Below are 17,247 nucleotides of genomic sequence, written 5' to 3' on the forward strand. Positions count from 1 at the left end.
CGGAGCCGCTTGAGGTACGGTCGAAAAGGGTGCGTGAGCTTACCCACACGCGTGGGCAACCATGCACCTCGGGGCCACCTTTCCTTCCCCTATCGGGTTGAACTTTTGTTGATCAGTGGTCAGTTGGCCCCCGCCTGGGCATACCCTTCAACAGGTGAACCAACTGATGTCCCGTGAGTCCGAAGCAGACCTGCCCGGGGGAGACGCACTGCCCGGCACGCTGTCCGAAGCGCTGCGTGCCGAGCTGATCGCCTTCCGCCGGGACATGCACATGCACCCGGAGCTCGGCAACCAGGAGTTCCGCACGACCGCCGCGATCAAGGCACGCCTGGAGAAGGCGGGCCTGAAGCCGCGCGTACTGGCCGTCGGCACCGGGCTCATCTGTGACATCGGCACCTTGGACGAGACGCGGCCACTGCTGGGGATCCGCGCGGACATCGACGCTCTTCCCATCCCCGACACCAAGATCGGGGTGCCCTACCGCTCCACCGTCCCCGACCGCGCGCACGCCTGCGGTCACGACGTCCACACCACCGCGGTGCTCGGCGCCGGACTGGTCCTGGCCGACCTGGACCGGCAGGGGCTGCTGCCGCAGCCGGTGCGGCTGATCTTCCAGCCCGCCGAGGAAGTGCTGCCGGGCGGTGCGCCGGACGCCATCGAGTCGGGTGTCCTGGACGGCGTCGGGAAGATCATCGGCGTGCACTGCGACCCCAAGGTCGACGCGGGAGTCATCGGGCTGCGGCCCGGCCCCATCACCTCCGCCTGCGACCGGCTGGAGGTCACGCTCGACGGCCCCGGCGGCCACACCGCCCGTCCGCATCTGACCACCGATCTCGTCACCGCGGCCGCGAAGGTCGTCACCGAGGTCCCGGCCCTGCTCGCCCGCAGGGTCGACGCGCGCTCCGGCCTCGCGGTCACCTGGGGCCGTATCGAGGCGGGCCACGCCTGCAACGTCATCCCGCAGCACGCCGAACTGTCCGGCACCGTCCGCTGCCTGGACCTGCCGGGCTGGCGCGCGGCCCCCGACCTGGTGCACGCGGCCATCGACGAGATCGCCACGCTCCACCGGGCCAAGTCCGAGATCAACTACATCCGCGGTGTGCCGCCGGTGGTCAACGACCCGGCGGTGACCGAACTGCTGCGGGACGCGCAGACCGCGCGCCGCGGATCGTATGCGATCGAGGACACCGAACAGAGCCTGGGCGGCGAGGACTTCTCCTGGTACCTGGAGCACGTCCCCGGCGCGATGGCCCGGCTCGGCGTGCGGACGCCCGGTGACACCACCCGGCGCGACCTGCACCGCGGCGACTTCGACGCCGACGAGCTGGCGATCGACGTCGGCGTCGAGCTGTTCACGGCGGCGGCCCTGCTCGACGGCGGGCGGGACTAGGCCCTGTCCGGGCGATCTCGTCGGGCCTGCGACGACAGCTACGGCGCCTCGCCGTGTTGTCGGAGTCGCCCGAGTACGCCCAGTACGAGGACGATCTCCCCCAGCCTTCGGCGGGGGTGCCCCCACCGCCGTGCGATGTACCGCATCTGACGCCGCAGGCTGATCCTCGAAGATCGCCCGGACAGGACCTGGGGCCTGTCGTTCCCGCCCGGCGGTGCGCAACGGCCGGGCGTACGCTGCACTGGAGTACGTCGCGTGTCGATCAATGCGGCGCGCACCAAGCCGATGGCCGGTTCGCGACGATCCGATAACGACTGATGAACAGGTCTTTAACTGACATCTACGCGCGTTACGATCGCCGCGAAACCAGCGCCAGAAGAGGCGCTTTCGGTCAGTCTTGAAGGGACCCTCCTCTTGCGCCGGGTATCCAAGATCACTGCCGCGAGTATCGCAACCGCGGCCCTTGCCTTCACCGCCACCGCGTGCGGTGAGTCGTCCACCGAGTCCAGTGGCTCGGACGGCACGCTCAAGATCGGCATGGCCTACGACGTCGGCGGCCGTGGCGACAACTCCTTCAACGACTCCGCGGCCCGCGGTCTGGACAAGGCCAAGGCCGAGTTCAAGGCCGAGACCAAGGAGCTCACCGCCAAGAACGGTGAGACCCCGGCCGACCGGGAGTCGCGTCTCGCTTCCCTCGCCGAGGGCGGCTACAACCCCGTCATCGCCGTCGGATTCGCCTACAAGGACGCGGTCGACAAGGTCGCGGCCAAGTACCCGAAGGTCAACTTCGGCCTGGTCGACTCTCTCGCCGAGGCGAAGAATGTCGACAATATCGTCTTCACTGAGGAGCAGGGCTCGTACCTCGCCGGTGTCGCGGCGGCGCTCAAGTCCAAGGACGGCCAGATCGGCTTCATCGGCGGTGTGGACCTTCCGCTGATCAAGAAGTTCGCGGCCGGCTTCGAGCAGGGCGTCCTGGAGACGAACCCGAAGGCCAAGGTGCAGATCCAGTACCTGTCCACGGGCTCGGACCTCTCCGGCTTCGGCAGCCCCGACAAGGGCAAGGCCGCCGCCAAGGGCATGCTCGACAAGGGCATCGACGTCATCTACGCGGCGGCGGGCGGTTCCGGCGCCGGCGCGATCGAGGCCGTCGCCGGCCAGAAGGGTGCCTGGGCCATCGGCGTGGACTCCGACCAGGCCAAGGACCCGGCCCTGTCGAAGTACGCGAACTCGATCCTGACCTCGGTCGTCAAGAACGTCGACACCGGCGTCTACGATCTCGCCAAGTCCGTCAAGGACGGCAAGCCGCTGACTGGCACGCACACGTACTCCCTCGCGGAGAACGGCGTCAGCCTCACCACGACGGGTGACCACCTCACGGACATCCAGGCCAAGATCGACGAGGCGAAGAAGAAGATCGTCGACGGCACCATCAAGGTCAAGACCACGACCTGACCGGCCCGTTGACCGGGGCCCGGAGGAGCCGCTTCGGCTGCTTCTGCGGGCCCCGACTTGCGTAGTGGGTCCGGCACCTCAACAATTTGGCGGCGCTACGCGCGTAGCACTCCCCCTACGCGGTATTTTTCGCCACCACCGCCTCTGCTCCTCCACTCCCTGCCTTAGGAGAGTGCGCCATCAAAGCGTCCAGCAGTTCCCATGCCGTAGAGCTCCGCGGCATCACCAAGCGATTCCCCGGCGTCGTGGCCAACCACGACATCGACATCACCGTGCGCCGGGGCACCGTGCACGCCCTTGTCGGCGAGAACGGCGCGGGCAAGTCCACTCTGATGAAGATCCTTTACGGCATGCAGAAGCCGGACGAAGGCACCATCACGGTGGACGGTGAGCAGGTGTCGTTCAGCGATCCCGGCGACGCCATCGACCGCGGCATCGGCATGGTGCACCAGCACTTCATGCTTGCCGACTACCTCACCGTCCTCGAGAACGTCGTGCTCGGTTCGGAGAAGCTCTACGGCATCGGTGACAAGGCCCGCGCCAAGATCAAGGAGATCTCGGACGCGTACGGTCTCAATGTCCGCCCGGACGCCCACGTCGAGGATCTCGGTGTGGCCGACCGTCAGCGCGTGGAGATCCTCAAGGTCCTCTACCGCGGCGCCCGCATCCTCATCCTCGACGAGCCAACGGCCGTGCTGGTGCCGCAGGAGGTCGAAGCGCTCTTCGACAACCTCCGCGAGCTCAAGGCCGAGGGCCTGACTGTCATCTTCATCTCGCACAAGCTGGGCGAGGTGCTGTCGGTGGCCGATGAGATCACGGTGATCCGCCGGGGTACGACCGTGGGGACCGCCGACCCCGCCTCCACCACCTCCAAGCAACTGGCCGAGCTGATGGTCGGCAGCGAGCTGCCGTCGCCGGAGACCCGCGAGTCGACCGTCACCGACACGCCGATGCTGAAGGTCCAGGACCTGCGGCTGACCGCGACCGACCCCGACGGTGTCGTCCGCGCGGTGCTCGACGGCATCAACTTCACCATCCACAAGGGTGAGGTGCTCGGTATCGCGGGTGTCGAGGGCAACGGCCAGTCCGAACTGGTCGAGGCCATCATGGGTATGAGGGTGCTCGACACCGGTGTGCTCACGCTGGACACCGATGACATCTCGCATACTCCGACGCGCAAGCGGCGCGAGGAGGGCATGGCCGTCATCCCCGAGGACCGCCACCGCCACGGACTGCTGCTGGAAGCCCCGCTGTGGGAGAACCGCATCCTCGGGCACGTCACCGAGAAGCCCAACAGCAAGGGTGCGTTCCTGGACATCAAGGCCGCCCGCGCCGACACCGAACGGATCGTGCGCGAATACGACGTCCGGACCCCCGGTATCGAGGTCACCGCCGCCAGCCTGTCCGGCGGCAATCAGCAGAAGCTGATCGTCGGCCGAGAGATGAGCCACGCGCCCAAGCTGCTGATCGCCGCCCACCCCACCCGCGGTGTGGATGTCGGCGCACAGGCGCAGATCTGGGACCAGATCCGGGAGGCCCGCCACGAGGGCCTGGCCGTGCTGCTGATCTCCGCCGACCTGGACGAGCTGATCGGGCTCTCCGACACCCTGCGGGTCATGTACCGCGGCCGGCTGGTCGCGGACGCCGACCCTGCCACCATCACTCCGGAGGAGCTCGGTTCGGCCATGACGGGTGCAGCCACGGGGCATCTGGAAGCGCCGGCCGACGACGACGGCGGCAACCCCGTCGCCAACCCCGACGGGGGAGAGGACCGATGAAGAAGTTCGACAAGGAGCGGCTGCTCCTGGGGATCGCCGCGCCCCTGCTCGCGATTGTGGTGGCATTCCTCGTGACGGCCCTGGTGCTGGCCGCGACGGGGAAGCAGCCCTTCGAGGCGTTCGGCATCATGTTCGACTACGGCGTGAAGTCGGACAGCCAGGTCTACATCCTGAACAAGGCGACCACGTACTACCTGGCAGGTCTCGCGGTCGCCATCGGCTTCCGGATGAACCTGTTCAACATCGGAGTCGACGGCCAGTACCGCCTGGCGGCCTTCTTCGCCGCCGCGCTCGGTGGTGCCCTGACGCTTCCCGGCGTCCTCCAGATCCCGCTGATCATCATCACCGCGATGATCGTCGGTGCCATGTGGGCCGGTATCGCCGGTCTCCTGAAGGTCACCCGCGGCGTCAGCGAAGTGGTCTCGACGATCATGCTGAACGCGATCGCCACGGCGATCATCGGCTATCTGATCCAGGTCGGCCGCCTCGGCCACCTCGACGAGGCCGGTACGGAGATCTCCACCAAGCCGCTCCCGGAGTCCTCGCACTTCTTCGAGTTCCCGACCACCCCGACGCCCATTTACGGCTTCATCGTGGTCGCGGTCATCGCCGGCATCGCGTACTGGTTCACCCTCTCCCGCACCCGCTTCGGCTTCGACCTCCGCACGGTCGGCCACTCCGGCTCCGCGGCCGAGGCCAGCGGCGTCAACGTGAAGAAGATGGTTGTCACGTCGATGCTGATCTCCGGCGGCATGGCCGGCCTGATCGGTATGCCGACCCTGCTCAACGAGTCCTTCGAGTACGGCGGCGGCTTCCCGGTCGGTATCGGCTTCACCGGTATCGCCATTGCTCTCCTCGGCCGCAACCACCCTGTCGGCATCGCACTCGGCGCCCTGCTGTGGGCCTTCCTGGAGCGCGGCTCCGGGAAGCTCGAGTTCGAGGACTACGACAAGGAGATCGTCGGCGTGATCCAGGGCGTCATCGTCCTGTGCGTCGTCATCGCGTACGAAGTGGTGCGCCGCTACGGCCTCAAGCGCCAGCAGCGGCAGGTCGGCGAGAAGCTCGCCGCCCAGGCCCGTAAGACCGAGCAGAAGGAGGTGTCGGCGTGAGCGCCACGGCGACTTCCACCCCGCCGCCCGCGGCGCCGAAGGTGGCCGGCGGCAAAGGCGGCCGCAGGCGGCTGTCCTTCCCGGTGATCCTTCTGATCCTCGCGGGCGGGCTGTTGGCGCTGTCCGCGGTCCGTGCCATCACCGGTGCCCAGGACCTCACGGGAGCCGGCCAGATCAGTGCCTCGCTGTCGCTGGCCGTGCCGATCGGCCTCGCCGGTCTCGGCGGTCTGTGGGCCGAGCGCTCCGGCGTGGTCAACATCGGCCTCGAAGGCATGATGATTCTGGGCACGTTCTTCGGCGCCTGGGCCGGCTGGCAGACGAGCCCCTGGCTCGGTGTGCTCGCCGGTGTCCTCGGCGGCATGTTCGGCGGCCTGCTGCACGCGGTGGCGACCGTCACCTTCGGTGTCGACCACATCATCTCGGGCATCGCGATCAACATCCTGGCTGTGGGTATCACCACCTACTTCGCCAAGCTGTGGTTCAACTCCGGGGAGGCCGCCACCAAGGGCGGCAGCCCCAAGCAGTCCCCGCCGGCCGACAGCATCACCAGTGTGACCATCCCCGGGCTCTCTGACTGGCTGGCCTCGATCGAGAAGCATCACTGGTTCCTCGTCTCAGACCTCGCGGGCATTCTCGGTGGCCTGGTCACCAACGTCTCGCTGTTGACGATCGTGGCGGCGCTGCTCTTCGTGCTCACCTTCTGGGTGCTGTGGAAGACCACCTTCGGTCTGCGGCTGCGTTCTTGTGGTGAGAACCCGATCGCCGCGGAGTCCCTGGGCGTCAACGTCTACACGTACAAGTACGTCGCGGTGATCGTCTCCGGCGGTCTGGCCGGTCTCGGCGGTGCGTTCCTGTCGCTGGTGACCTCGCACATCTACAACGAGGGCCAGACCGGTGGTCGCGGCTACATCGGCCTCGCGGCGATGATCTTCGGCAACTGGCGTCCGGGCGGACTCGCCATGGGCGCGGGCCTGTTCGGCTTCTCCGACGCGCTCCAGCTGCGCAACGGCGGCGAGTCCGTCCACGCGCTGCTCCTGCTGCTCGTGGTCGTTCTCGCCGGCCTCGCCGCCTGGAAGTTCTACCGCAAGAGCTTCCTCCAGGCAGCGGTCAGCGCGGTCATCTCCGCCGTCGTGCTGGTCTGGTACCTCGGTACGGACACGGTGCCCAACGAGTTCGTCACCGCCACGCCGTACATCGTGACGCTGCTCGTCCTCTCGCTCTCCGCGCAGCGGCTGCGGATGCCGAAGGCCGACGGCATGCGCTATCGCAAGGGTCAGGGCAAGTGACGACCCCGGCCGCCGCGGACGCCGACTGGGAGCAGTTGCGGGAGCGGGCGCGCGAAGCCATGACACGCGCGTACACGCCCTACTCGGGCTATCCGGTCGGCGTGGCGGCGCTCGTCGACGACGGCCGCATCATCGTCGGCTGCAATGTCGAGAACGCCTCGTACGGTCTGTCGCTGTGCGCGGAGTGCGGCCTGGTGTCGCAGCTCCAGGCCACCGGCGGTGGCCGGCTCACGCACTTCGCGTGCGTGGACGGCCGGGGCGAGGTGCTGGTGCCCTGCGGGCGGTGCCGGCAGCTGCTGTACGAATTCGGCGGCCCCGAGCTGCTGCTGGACACCCCGGAAGGGATCCTGACCCTGGACGAGATGCTCCCGCAGGCGTTCGGGCCGCAGCATCTCTCGTAGGAGCACGGCCGCGGCCCTTCCGCTCCGGCGGAGGGGCCGCGGTCATACCCTCTTTCTATGCGCGTAGAGCAACTCTGGAGGAATCCCATGGACGTCATCTCCGTCATCCGCACCAAGCGGGACCGGGGTGAGCTGAGCCCCGAGCAGATCGACTGGGTCATCGACGCCTACACCCGGGGTGAGGTCGCCGACGAGCAGATGTCGGCGCTGGCGATGGCGATCCTGCTGAACGGCATGAACCGCACGGAGATCGCCCGCTGGACGGCGGCGATGATCGCCTCCGGCGAGCGCATGAACTTCGACGCCCTCTCCCGCCCCACCGCCGACAAGCACTCCACGGGCGGCGTCGGCGACAAGATCACGCTGCCGCTCGCCCCGCTGGTCGCCGCGTGCGGCGCCGCCGTCCCGCAGCTCTCCGGCCGCGGTCTCGGCCACACCGGCGGCACGCTCGACAAGCTGGAGTCCATCCCCGGCTGGCGCGCGCTGCTGTCCAACGAGGAGATGCTGAACGTCCTCGACACCACCGGCGCGGTGATCTGCGCGGCCGGTGACGGGCTCGCCCCCGCCGACAAGAAGCTCTACGCGCTCCGCGATGTCACCGGCACGGTCGAGGCCATCCCGCTCATCGCGTCCTCGATCATGTCCAAGAAGATCGCCGAGGGCACCGGCTCGCTGGTCCTGGACGTCAAGGTCGGCACCGGCGCGTTCATGAAGACCATCGAGGACGCCCGCGAACTGGCCTCCACCATGGTGGCATTGGGCACCGACAGCGGAGTGCGGACCGTCGCGCTGCTCACCGACATGTCCACCCCGCTCGGCCTCACGGCGGGCAACGCGCTCGAGGTCCGCGAGTCCGTCGAGGTCCTCGCCGGCGGCGGTCCCTCCGATGTCGTCGAGCTGACCCTGGCGCTCGCCCGCGAAATGCTCGACGCGGCCGGCATCAAGGACGCCGACCCGGCGAAGGCCCTGGCCGACGGCTCGGCGATGGACGTCTGGAAGCGCATGATCGCGGCTCAGGGGGGCGACCCGGACGCGACGCTCCCGGTGGCCCGCGAGCAGCACGTCGTCACCGCTTCCGCGTCCGGCGTCCTGACCCGCCTCGACGCGTACGACGTCGGCATCGCCGCCTGGCGCCTCGGAGCGGGCCGGGCCCGCAAGGAGGACCCGGTGCAGGCGGGTGCGGGCGTCGAACTGCACGCCAAGCCGGGCGAGACGGTGACGGCGGGACAGCCGCTGATGACCCTGCACACGGACACCCCCGAGAAGTTCGACTACGCGCTCCAGTCCCTGGGCTCGGCGTACGACATCGCCCCGGCGGGCACGGAGTTCACCGCGAACCCGATCGTGCTGGACCGCATCGCCTGACCGCGCACGGATGACGAGCAGCGGGACCGGTGGAGATCCACCGGTCCCGCTGTCCGTCGTGGCACCGATGAGATCGGGCGCCCGCACCGGTCCCCAGAACAGGACGTATCCGTACGACGACGGGACGGGATCGTGAGCCATGCGCCGAAGTCTTCTGACAGCGATGAGTTCTGGCCGCAAGGGCAGTCTGATACGTGTGGACGCCACACAGCCCGTCGTCATGCGCATTTCCGGGAGGCTGACCCCGGACGATGTGCCGCGCCTGTGCGAGGAGTTGCACGCGCGGCTCTCCGGCACCGGCGTCACCGAGGCGATCTGTGACGTCGGAGGGCTGACGCACGCCAGTCTGACCGCCGTCAACGCCCTTGCGCGGATGCAGCTCACGGCCCGGCGGCTGGGGTGCCGGGTCCGGATGAGAGGTGCCGGGCCGGAGCTGCGCGCACTGCTGGAACTGGTGGGCCTGGGCGAAGTCGCCTGACGGGATCGCCTGACGGGGATTGCCTGACGGGGAGGCCGCCGGTAGGGCAAGCCGCCCGAGGGGACGGTCCTAGCCCGCCGTCTTCGGGGCCTCCGCTCCCGCGTCCGCACCCTCACCCGCGGCAGCCTCCGCGGCCTGTGCGGCGACAGGGGCACCGTCCTTGTCGAGTGCCGGCGGCAGGTCGAACAGCGGGAACCACCTCTTGGTGTCCAGGAAGAAGTCCATCCCGCCGATCTTGCCGTCCGAGAGCTCCAGGACGATGAGCGCCCACGGCTCGTACCCCTCGCCGGACGCGCTCGGGTGGTAGTGCGCGAACGCCGGCGAGCCGTTCGCCACGGTCGGGACCAGCTTCGATCCCCGGCACACCTCGCCCACGCCGAGCATCCAGCCCACGATGTTGTCGTGGCCGCGCAGCCACAGGTCGTAAGGCGGCATGGACATCGTCGCGTCCTCGTGGAGGAGGGCGGTCAGCGCCTGCATGTCGTACCCCTCGAAAGCCGCCACATAGCGGGCGAGGAGCTTCTGCTGTTCTTCGTCGAGGGGGTCGGCGCCGTCCGAGGAGGCCGGCTCCGACTCGGCGAGGGTCGCCCGCGCCCGCTGGAGCGCGCTGTTCACCGAGGCGACCGTGGTGCCCAGCAGCTCGGCGACCTCGCTCGCCTTCCAGGCCAGCACCTCGCGCAGGATCAGGACGGCACGCTGCTTGGGCGGCAGATGCTGGAGCGCGGCGACGAACGCCAGCCTGATCGTCTCGCGCTCCACCGCGGTCTCCGCAGGGTCGGCCACCGAGGGCAGCACCCGCCCGTCGGGCACCGGCTCGAGCCAGGTGACCTCCGGGCGGCTGGTCAGCTGGGCCTGGGCGACGGGGGTCGCGGCCGTGAGGTCCATGGGGCGGGCGCGGCGGTTGCCTGCGTTCAGCATGTCGAGACAGACGTTCGTCGCGATGCGGTACAGCCACGACCGCAGCGACGAACGCCCTTCGAACTTCTCGAAATTCCGCCAGGCCCGGACCATGGTGTCCTGCACCGCGTCCTCCGCCTCGAAAGCGGAGCCGAGCATGCGGTAGCAGTAACCGGTCAGCTCGCGCCGGTACTGCTCCAGTCTCGAATCCAGGTCCTGCGTCGTTGCCAGATCACTCATCGGGTCCACCCCTGTCGCCCATTCGGCACCAGCCCTTCGGAACCTACAGGAGGGGACTGACAGTGGGGGTCAGGTTCCCGGCTTGCGCCCGTATACGTGCACGTCGTCGCCGTTCTTCAGCAAATTCCAGTATGCCTTTGCCTCCGCGGGCCGCATATTGACGCAGCCCCCCGAGCCCGGCGGGTTGTACATCGACTTCGTGACCGAGTGGAAGGCCTGTCCGCCGTCGAAGAACTGCGAATACGGCATCCGGACCTTGTAGATGGTGGAGAAGTGGTTGATGCTCCGCCAGTAGATCTTCTTGGCGCCGGTACGGGTCTCGGTGCCGTTCTTGCCCGTACGCACCGCGACCGGGCCGTAGACGAGCTTCTTGCCGTCCTGGATCCACGTCAGCTGACGGGTCAGGTCGACGCAGGCGATGCGGCCCTTGTTGGTCGGACACTTCCCGGCCGCGTTCGGGTTCTTCCCCGCCGCGCGCTGCGCCAGGATCGTGTTCATCGTCTGCCAGGTCAGCGGACCGGCGTAGCCGATGGTCGGCGTGATTCCGTGCCACCCCTGGAAGGTCCGGATCGCCTTGCAGTCGGCCGCCGACTGCTTGCCGTCCACCGGACGCCCCATGAACTTCTCGACCTGCTTCTGGTACGGCCCCGTCGCCGTCGTGCACGAGGCCGCGGCGGCAGGCGCGCTGCCTATCGCCATCGTGAGCGGGACCACCAGCCCGGTCAGGCCGAGCACCACTCCCGCCCGTCTCCGTATGCCCTGCGTCCCCCGTGTCCCCCCGGTGCGACCCATCGCCACCAACTCCCCTCCGTGGACCGCGCCGACGCGCGGGTCTGCCAGCTTTGACGCTCACGGAGGAGCCGCGGTTGTACGGGAGGGGTGACCAATTCCCGCGGGTATGTCAGCGCTGTGCGCCGGCGAGCAGCATCCGGTGCTCGGCGCGGGCCACCCGGGTCCCGTACAGCGTGATCGACACGACGCCGAGCACGGCCAGCAGACCCAGCAGGACCGTGCCCGCCCAGCCCCCGGAGTGGTAGGCGAGGGCGCCGAGCGCACCGCCCGCGCTGCTGCCGAGGTAGTACGCGGACTGGTACAGCGCGGACGCCTGGGCGCGGCCCGTCTTCGCCGTACGGCTCACCGACGACGAGGCGACCGCGTGCCCGGCGAAGAACCCCGCGGTGATCAGCACCAGGCCCAGCAGCACCGCCGGCAGCGTGTCCGCCAGGGACAGCAGCAGGCCCGCGGCGGTCGTGGTGACCGCGAGGTACAGGGCTCCGCGGCGGCCGAGCCGGCCGACCAGCTTCCCGGCGGCGGCGGAGGAGACCGTACCGACGAGGTAGACCAGGAAGATCGAGCCGACGATGCCCTGCGGCAGGCTGAAGGGGGCCTCGACCAGCCGGTAGCCGATCACCGTGTAGACCGCGCCGAACACCGTCATGAACAGGGCGCCGATCGCGTACAGCCGCAGCAGCAGCGGGTCGGCGAGATGACCGCGGACCGTCGCGACGAGGGCGCGCGGGTTCACCGAACCGGGCGTGAAATGACGGGCCCTGGGGAGCATCGCGCGGAACACCAGCGCGCACACCAGGGCCATCAGGCCGACCGCGGCGAGCGCCGCGCGCCAGCCCCAGAGCTGTGCCACCCAGCCGGTGACGATCCGCCCGCTCATCCCGCCGATGCTGTTGCCCGCCACGAACAGGCCGATCGCGGCCACCAGCGCCTTCGGCCGCACCTCCTCAGCGAGATACGCCATCGCCGAGGCCGGCAGCCCGGCCAGCGCCGCGCCCTGCACGGCGCGCAGCGCCACCAGCCACTCCAGGCTCGGGGCGAACGGCACCAGCAGTCCCACCGCCACGGCGACGGCCAGCGACGCCGTCATCACGGTGCGCCGTCCGAAGCGCTCGGAGAGCGAGCTCATCGGCAGGACGAACACGGCCAGCGCGGCGGTCGCCGCGGAGACGGTCCAGCTGGCGGCGGACGCGCTCACGCCGAAGTCGGCGGAGACGGCGGGCAGCAGCGCCTGCGTCGAGTAGAGGAGGGCGAACGTGGCCATACCGGCGGCGAAGAGCGCGAAGCTCATGCGGCGGTAGCCGGGCTGCCCGGGGGAGAGAAGTTCGGGGGACGACGGGCCGGCGCCCACGGGAGTGGACGCCTTGGTACTGGCGGGAGACATGCTTCGAACGTAGGCGCCGGAACTTCATGCGTCCAATGCATGGATTGGCCATAATCGTTCCCATGGTGCATGACCACAGCTCACAGCCTCGGCTGTCACCGAGTAGTTACGAAGAAGACATCACGCTGCTGCTCGCGCCGCGCCTCGCGTACTTCGCCGGAGTCGCCCGCCACGAGCATGTGACGCGCGCCGCACAGGAGATGGGGGTGCCGCAGTCGACCCTGTCACGGGCGATGGTGCGCCTGGAGCACGACCTCGGTCTGGCCCTGTTCGCGCGCAAGGGCCGCACCGTCTCGCTCACGCCTGCGGGGCGGACCTTCCTCGCTTCCGTGGAGCGGGCGCTGGGCGAGGTCGAGCGGGCGGCGGACTCGGTACGGGCGGACGCCGATCCCAGCGCGGGAAAGGTGGCGTTCGGCTTTCTGCACACCATGGGCTCGGAGACCGTGCCGGGGCTGCTGCGGGCCTTCCGCGCCGACCATCCGCGCGTCCGCTTCACCCTCGTGCAGAACTACGGTGAGGCGATGCTGGAGCGACTGCGCGCGGGAGAGCTCGATCTGTGCCTGACCTCGCCGGTGCCGGACGCGCCGGACCTCGTCGCCCGGCGCCTGGACGAGCAGCGGCTGCGCCTGGTGGTGCCGGACGACCACCGGCTCGCCGGCCGCCGGCGCATCCGGCTGGCGGAAGCGGCGGACGAGGTCTTCGTGACCCTCGAACCCGGCTACGGCCTGCGCCGGATCACCGACGACCTGTGCGCGGAGGCCGGTTTCACCCCGCGGGTCGCCTTCGAGGGCGAGGAGGCGGAGACCCTGCGCGGGCTGGTGGCCGCGGGCCTGGGCGTGGCCCTGCTGCCACCGCCGGCCGTCGCGCGGCCGGGTGTGGTGGAGCTGACGGTGACCGCCCCGCGCGCGGTCCGCGAGATCGGTCTCGCCTGGCTCGACGGGCACCCGGACACCGCCCCCGTGGCCGCGTTCAAGAAGTTCCTGCTCTCCCGCCGGGGCCATCTGCTCCCTGACTGAGAGCCCGCCCGGGAGCTGTCCGGGTACATGGGCGGGCAGCGCGGTTCCTGCCGGCGCCGGGCCCTACCGTCGCAGCGATCTGCCGAAGCCGGCCGCCAGCGGCATCCGCAGCCCGAGCGGGGGAGGGGCCGCGAGCGCGTCGGCCACCGGGCGGGCGTAGGGCCGGGTGAAGAGGGCGCCCAGGACGAAGTCGGCGGCCAGCGCCTGGACTTCGCCATGGTGCTGACGCAGCGCGTTGCCGTCCGTGTGGACCTCGAAGCGGCACGTGTCGCGGTTCGTCTTCTTCGCCCGCTCGGCCAGCCGGTAGGACAACTCCGGGTCCGTACGGGCGTCGTTCGTGCCGTGCACGATCAGCACCTGCCGGCCGACGAGCTGCTTCACCGGTTCGGGTGTGGCCGCCATGTCGTCCTCGGGCAGCCACGGGGCAAGCGCCAGCACGGAGTTGACCGCCGTGTGGCCCGCGGCGTGCAGGGCCGCGCGGCCGCCGATGCCGTGGCCGACGAGACAGACGGGCACATCCCCGTACCTCTGGAGCACGTCGTCCGCCGCCCGGGCCGCGTCCACGGCAGGCTGTGCGTCCGTCCCGTTCCAGCCGCGGAAGCGGTAGTGGACCGCGTGCACCACCAGTCCGTGCTCGCGCCCCGCGCGGGCCAGCGAACGGCCCATCGGCAGTGCCGCCGCGTACGACAGCGGTGAGGGTCTGCGGACGGACTCGGGCTCCCCGTCGGGCAGGAGCAGTACCACCCCGCCGACCGCCGGACCGGCTCCCGCCGCCCGGCCGCCCACCGCCCGGCCGAGCCGGGCCTCCCGCCCGCGCCCGTTCTCTCGCTCTCCCCTCGCCACGGTCGCCTCACGGCGGGTTCGCGTGCCTCTGGCCTGGTCGCCCGGACGCCCCCACCACAGGGGCGATGCGTGGTGTGCCATGACAGAACAGTCTCAGAAGGGCGGGTGTACTCCACCCGTACGCACGGTCACTGTTACGTATCGACGCGGCTCCCTCTACGCGCGTAGGGGCTAGAGTGCGCAGATGACGAGCCAGACCCTCAACACGCCCACCGCGGACCAGATCCGCCGTGCTCCGAAGGTGCTCCTGCACGACCACCTCGACGGCGGGCTGCGTCCGGGCACGATCATCGAACTCGCCCAGGCACACGGCTACGAACAGCTCCCCGAGTCCGAGCCGGACAAGCTGGGCATCTGGTTCCGCGAGGCCGCCGACTCCGGCTCGCTGGAGCGCTATCTGGAGACCTTCGCGCACACCTGCGCCGTCATGCAGACCCGCGACGCCCTCTTCCGGGTCGCCGCCGAGTGCGCCGAGGACCTCGCCGAGGACGGTGTGGTCTACGCGGAGGTGCGGTACGCCCCCGAGCAGCATCTGGAGGCCGGCCTCACGCTCGAAGAGGTCGTCGAGGCCGTCAACGAGGGCTTCCGCGAGGGCGAGCGGCGTGCCCGTGAGAGCGGTCACCGCATCCGCGTCGGCGCGCTGCTCACCGCCATGCGGCACGCGGCCCGCGCCCTGGAGATCGCCGAACTGGCCAACCGCTACCGCGATCTGGGCGTCGTCGGCTTCGACATCGCGGGCGCCGAGGCGGGCTTCCCGCCCACCCGTCACCTGGACGCCTTCGAGTACCTGAAGCGCGAGAACAACCACTTCACCATCCATGCCGGTGAGGCCTTCGGTCTGCCGTCGATCTGGCAGGCGCTCCAGTGGTGCGGCGCCGACCGCCTCGGGCACGGCGTGCGCATCATCGACGACATCGAGGTCGCGGACGACGGCACGGTGCGGCTCGGCCGCCTCGCCGCGTACGTACGGGACAAGCGCATCCCGCTGGAGCTCTGCCCGACGTCGAACCTGCAGACCGGCGCCGCCGACTCGTACGCCGACCACCCCATCGGGCTGCTGCGGAAACTTCACTTCAGGGCCACGGTCAACACCGACAACCGGCTCATGAGCGGCACCAGCATGACCCGTGAATTCGAGTTGCTGACCGACACCTTCGGATACACGCTCGACGACATGCAGTGGTTCACCGTCAATGCGATGAAGTCGGCGTTCATTCCTTTCGATGAACGACTGGCGATGATCAATGACGTGATCAAGCCCGGATACGCCGAGTTGAAATCCGAATGGCTGTTCCGTCAGACCGCCACGACCAGCGATTCTTCGTCCGGCGGAAAGTGATCGTACTTATCGGGAAGCGGCCGGGAACGTCAACACTCGGCCGCTTCGCGGTGTTTGCCACTCCTGTGGGGCGGGGCTAGCTTGCAGAGCCGCTCATATTCCCGTCCCAAGGAAAACCACCTGATGAAGCAGTCTGCTGTCAAGACTCTCGGTGCCGCCGCTCTCGGTGCCGCCTTCGCCGCTGCCGCCGCGGGCTCCGCCGCCGCTGCCCCGGCGATGCTCCCCGACACCGCCACCCCGCTCGACAGCGTCACGAGCGTGGCGCCGGTGCAGAAGGCCGTCACCAAGCTCCCGGCGGGTGCCCCCGAGTCGCTGGTCGGTGGCCAGCAGGCGCTGACCGAGGCCGCGGGCCCGCTGGCGGCCACGCTGGAGGGCGTGACGAACAAGGCGCTGCCCACCGACGGCGCTGCCGACCCGGTCGCGGGTCTGCTCGGCGGGCTCCCGATCGCCGGGGCCCTTCCGCTGAGCGGTCTGCCGCTGGACGGTCTGCCGCTCGGCGGCCTCCCTCTCGGCGGCCTTCCCCTCGGCTGAGACCCCGGCACGGCACGGACGGACGGCGCTCGCGGCCGGACGCAACCGAAATCCGCCGGACGCCACGGAAGTGGGGCGCACATCCCGAATCGGATGTGGGCCCCACTTCCGTGTGCCAGGATCGCGGCCATGCGCCCGAAGACCGCCGGGACACGTGCCCGACCGACCGTTCTGACAGCCCTCTCCGCCCTCCTGCTGGCCACGGCGTGCACGAGTGGCGACGGCAAGGAGCCCGCCAAGGGCTCGGACACGCCGGCGAGTTCGGGCGCGACCACCGGAGCCGGAAAGGCCGACGGAGGAAAGAGCGACGGCGGTGACAGCGGCACGGGGAACGGCGGCGCGGCCGGCGGCGACACCTCGAAGCCGCTCAGCAGCCCCCAGTTGGAGCGCTCCGCGCTGGCCACCGGAGATCTGCCCGGCTTCCAGGTGTCCACCGGCAAGAGCGCCCTCGCCCCCGCAGGGCAGCCCGCCGCCGACACCCCGACGTGCCAGCCGCTCGCCGACGCCATGGGTGATGCACCGAGCCCCCGGGCGAAGAGCACGGTCAACCGCGGGCTGGGCTCGGTCAAGAGCGTCGGGCTCGCGGTGTCCGCGTCGGTCAGCGCCTACAGCGAGGCCGACGCGGTGCGCCTCATGGACGGACTGAAGAAGGCCGTCGGCGCGTGCGGCAAGGGCTTCACCGCGACCCTCCAGGGCCGCAGCGGCTCCTACCGTGAGGTGAAGGAGACCCCCTTCACCGCCGAGGGCGCCGACGAGACCGTCAGCTGGACAGCGGTCGGGACCAACGAGGGCGTGGCCACCCCGGTCCATCTGGTCGTGGTGCGCCAAGGTGCCACGGTGGCGCGGTTCATGGCGCTCGACCTCGCGCGGCGGGTACCGCCGCGCGTCCCCCAGGAGGTTGCCGACAAGCAGCTGGCGAAGGTCGGCCAGGTGCGGGCCGGCTGAGCCG

General features: G+C 69.9%; 16 protein-coding genes. 12 read left to right on the top strand and 4 right to left on the bottom strand.

Features of this window, described 5'->3' with window-relative positions; translation table 11 throughout:
- Nucleotides 1-166: 166 nt before the first annotated feature.
- The 8 genes from ACQPWZ_RS22490 to ACQPWZ_RS22525 all read left to right on the top strand — a co-directional run bounded on the left by ACQPWZ_RS22490 (nucleotide 167) and on the right by ACQPWZ_RS22525 (nucleotide 9,259).
- Nucleotides 167-1,390 (top strand): amidohydrolase, encoded by a 1,224-nt coding sequence (locus ACQPWZ_RS22490; RefSeq protein WP_340477968.1) that lies wholly within the window; start codon nucleotides 167-169, stop codon nucleotides 1,388-1,390.
- Between the two features lie 414 nt (nucleotides 1,391-1,804).
- Nucleotides 1,805-2,842 (top strand): BMP family lipoprotein, encoded by a 1,038-nt coding sequence (locus ACQPWZ_RS22495; RefSeq protein ID WP_340474935.1) that lies wholly within the window; start codon nucleotides 1,805-1,807, stop codon nucleotides 2,840-2,842.
- A gap of 179 nt (nucleotides 2,843-3,021) precedes the next feature.
- Nucleotides 3,022-4,620: an ABC transporter ATP-binding protein gene (locus ACQPWZ_RS22500; protein ID WP_433573851.1), complete on the top strand. Its 1,599-nt coding sequence runs from the start codon at nucleotides 3,022-3,024 to the stop codon at nucleotides 4,618-4,620.
- The gene (locus ACQPWZ_RS22505; protein ID WP_340474936.1) at nucleotides 4,617-5,729 is read left to right on the top strand and encodes an ABC transporter permease; all 1,113 of its coding nucleotides are present in this window, start codon (nucleotides 4,617-4,619) and stop codon (nucleotides 5,727-5,729) included. Before ACQPWZ_RS22500 ends, ACQPWZ_RS22505 begins: the two co-directional genes overlap by 4 nt.
- Nucleotides 5,726-7,015, top strand: a complete 1,290-nt coding sequence (locus ACQPWZ_RS22510) for an ABC transporter permease (RefSeq protein ID WP_340474938.1) — start codon at nucleotides 5,726-5,728, stop codon at nucleotides 7,013-7,015. The genes ACQPWZ_RS22505 and ACQPWZ_RS22510 overlap by 4 nt, the downstream gene beginning before the upstream one ends.
- Nucleotides 7,012-7,416, top strand: a complete 405-nt coding sequence (locus ACQPWZ_RS22515) for a cytidine deaminase (RefSeq protein ID WP_433572241.1) — start codon at nucleotides 7,012-7,014, stop codon at nucleotides 7,414-7,416. The genes ACQPWZ_RS22510 and ACQPWZ_RS22515 overlap by 4 nt, the downstream gene beginning before the upstream one ends.
- Nucleotides 7,417-7,503: 87 nt before the next feature.
- Complete coding sequence (locus ACQPWZ_RS22520; protein ID WP_340474940.1) at nucleotides 7,504-8,781, top strand: thymidine phosphorylase; 1,278 nt, start codon at nucleotides 7,504-7,506, stop codon at nucleotides 8,779-8,781.
- Nucleotides 8,782-8,977: 196 nt separating this feature from the next.
- Complete coding sequence (locus ACQPWZ_RS22525) at nucleotides 8,978-9,259, top strand: STAS domain-containing protein (protein ID WP_340474941.1); 282 nt, start codon at nucleotides 8,978-8,980, stop codon at nucleotides 9,257-9,259.
- Nucleotides 9,260-9,328: 69 nt separating this feature from the next.
- Here the strand turns inward: ACQPWZ_RS22525 and ACQPWZ_RS22530 are convergent, their stop codons facing one another.
- The 3 genes from ACQPWZ_RS22530 to ACQPWZ_RS22540 form a co-directional block, all read right to left on the bottom strand.
- Nucleotides 9,329-10,396, bottom strand: coding sequence for a sigma-70 family RNA polymerase sigma factor (locus tag ACQPWZ_RS22530; protein WP_433572242.1), 1,068 nt, complete (start codon nucleotides 10,394-10,396; stop codon nucleotides 9,329-9,331).
- A 69-nt stretch (nucleotides 10,397-10,465) separates the two neighbouring features.
- A complete protein-coding gene (locus ACQPWZ_RS22535; protein ID WP_356701274.1) occupies nucleotides 10,466-11,188 on the bottom strand; it encodes a L,D-transpeptidase family protein in 723 nt (240 codons plus the stop codon).
- 109 nt (nucleotides 11,189-11,297) lie between these two features.
- Nucleotides 11,298-12,569 (bottom strand): MFS transporter, encoded by a 1,272-nt coding sequence (locus ACQPWZ_RS22540; protein WP_356701276.1) that lies wholly within the window; start codon nucleotides 12,567-12,569, stop codon nucleotides 11,298-11,300.
- Nucleotides 12,570-12,631: 62 nt separating this feature from the next.
- On the opposite strand from ACQPWZ_RS22540, the gene ACQPWZ_RS22545 reads away from it, so the two are divergent.
- Complete coding sequence (locus ACQPWZ_RS22545) at nucleotides 12,632-13,585, top strand: LysR family transcriptional regulator (protein WP_340474944.1); 954 nt, start codon at nucleotides 12,632-12,634, stop codon at nucleotides 13,583-13,585.
- A 63-nt stretch (nucleotides 13,586-13,648) separates the two neighbouring features.
- On the opposite strand, the gene ACQPWZ_RS22550 is transcribed toward ACQPWZ_RS22545, so the two are convergent.
- A complete protein-coding gene (locus ACQPWZ_RS22550; RefSeq protein ID WP_340474946.1) occupies nucleotides 13,649-14,509 on the bottom strand; it encodes an alpha/beta hydrolase in 861 nt (286 codons plus the stop codon).
- Nucleotides 14,510-14,612: 103 nt separating this feature from the next.
- On the opposite strand from ACQPWZ_RS22550, the gene ACQPWZ_RS22555 reads away from it, so the two are divergent.
- The 3 genes from ACQPWZ_RS22555 (at nucleotide 14,613) to ACQPWZ_RS22565 (ending at nucleotide 17,243) form a co-directional block, all read left to right on the top strand.
- Nucleotides 14,613-15,767, top strand: a complete 1,155-nt coding sequence (locus tag ACQPWZ_RS22555; protein ID WP_340474947.1) for an adenosine deaminase — start codon at nucleotides 14,613-14,615, stop codon at nucleotides 15,765-15,767.
- A 123-nt stretch (nucleotides 15,768-15,890) separates the two neighbouring features.
- Nucleotides 15,891-16,298 carry an ATP-binding protein gene (locus tag ACQPWZ_RS22560; protein ID WP_433572243.1) on the top strand — a complete coding sequence of 136 codons (408 nt, stop codon included), beginning with the start codon at nucleotides 15,891-15,893 and terminating at the stop codon, nucleotides 16,296-16,298.
- Between the two features lie 129 nt (nucleotides 16,299-16,427).
- Complete coding sequence (locus ACQPWZ_RS22565) at nucleotides 16,428-17,243, top strand: hypothetical protein (protein WP_340474950.1); 816 nt, start codon at nucleotides 16,428-16,430, stop codon at nucleotides 17,241-17,243.
- The last annotated feature ends 4 nt before the right edge of the window (nucleotides 17,244-17,247 follow it).

The organism is Streptomyces sp. CA-251247, assembly GCF_050952975.1.
In the GTDB taxonomy this organism is placed as follows: Bacteria; Actinomycetota; Actinomycetes; order Streptomycetales; family Streptomycetaceae; genus Streptomyces; species Streptomyces achmelvichensis.

Bases quoted from the DNA above. Each gene is read 5' to 3' on its own strand.
- ACQPWZ_RS22490 (WP_340477968.1), top strand. From the start codon at position 167: ATGTCCCGTGAGTCCGAAGCAGACCTGCCCGGGGGAGACGCACTGCCC.
- ACQPWZ_RS22565 (WP_340474950.1), top strand. From the start codon at position 16,428: ATGCGCCCGAAGACCGCCGGGACACGTGCCCGACCGACCGTTCTGACA.
- ACQPWZ_RS22550 (WP_340474946.1), bottom strand. From the start codon at position 14,509: ATGGCACACCACGCATCGCCCCTGTGGTGGGGGCGTCCGGGCGACCAG.
- ACQPWZ_RS22520 (WP_340474940.1), top strand. From the start codon at position 7,504: ATGGACGTCATCTCCGTCATCCGCACCAAGCGGGACCGGGGTGAGCTG.
- ACQPWZ_RS22560 (WP_433572243.1), top strand. From the start codon at position 15,891: ATGAAGCAGTCTGCTGTCAAGACTCTCGGTGCCGCCGCTCTCGGTGCC.
- ACQPWZ_RS22545 (WP_340474944.1), top strand. From the start codon at position 12,632: ATGGTGCATGACCACAGCTCACAGCCTCGGCTGTCACCGAGTAGTTAC.
- ACQPWZ_RS22535 (WP_356701274.1), bottom strand. From the start codon at position 11,188: ATGGGTCGCACCGGGGGGACACGGGGGACGCAGGGCATACGGAGACGG.
- ACQPWZ_RS22540 (WP_356701276.1), bottom strand. From the start codon at position 12,569: ATGTCTCCCGCCAGTACCAAGGCGTCCACTCCCGTGGGCGCCGGCCCG.
- ACQPWZ_RS22555 (WP_340474947.1), top strand. From the start codon at position 14,613: ATGACGAGCCAGACCCTCAACACGCCCACCGCGGACCAGATCCGCCGT.
- ACQPWZ_RS22530 (WP_433572242.1), bottom strand. From the start codon at position 10,396: ATGAGTGATCTGGCAACGACGCAGGACCTGGATTCGAGACTGGAGCAG.
- ACQPWZ_RS22505 (WP_340474936.1), top strand. From the start codon at position 4,617: ATGAAGAAGTTCGACAAGGAGCGGCTGCTCCTGGGGATCGCCGCGCCC.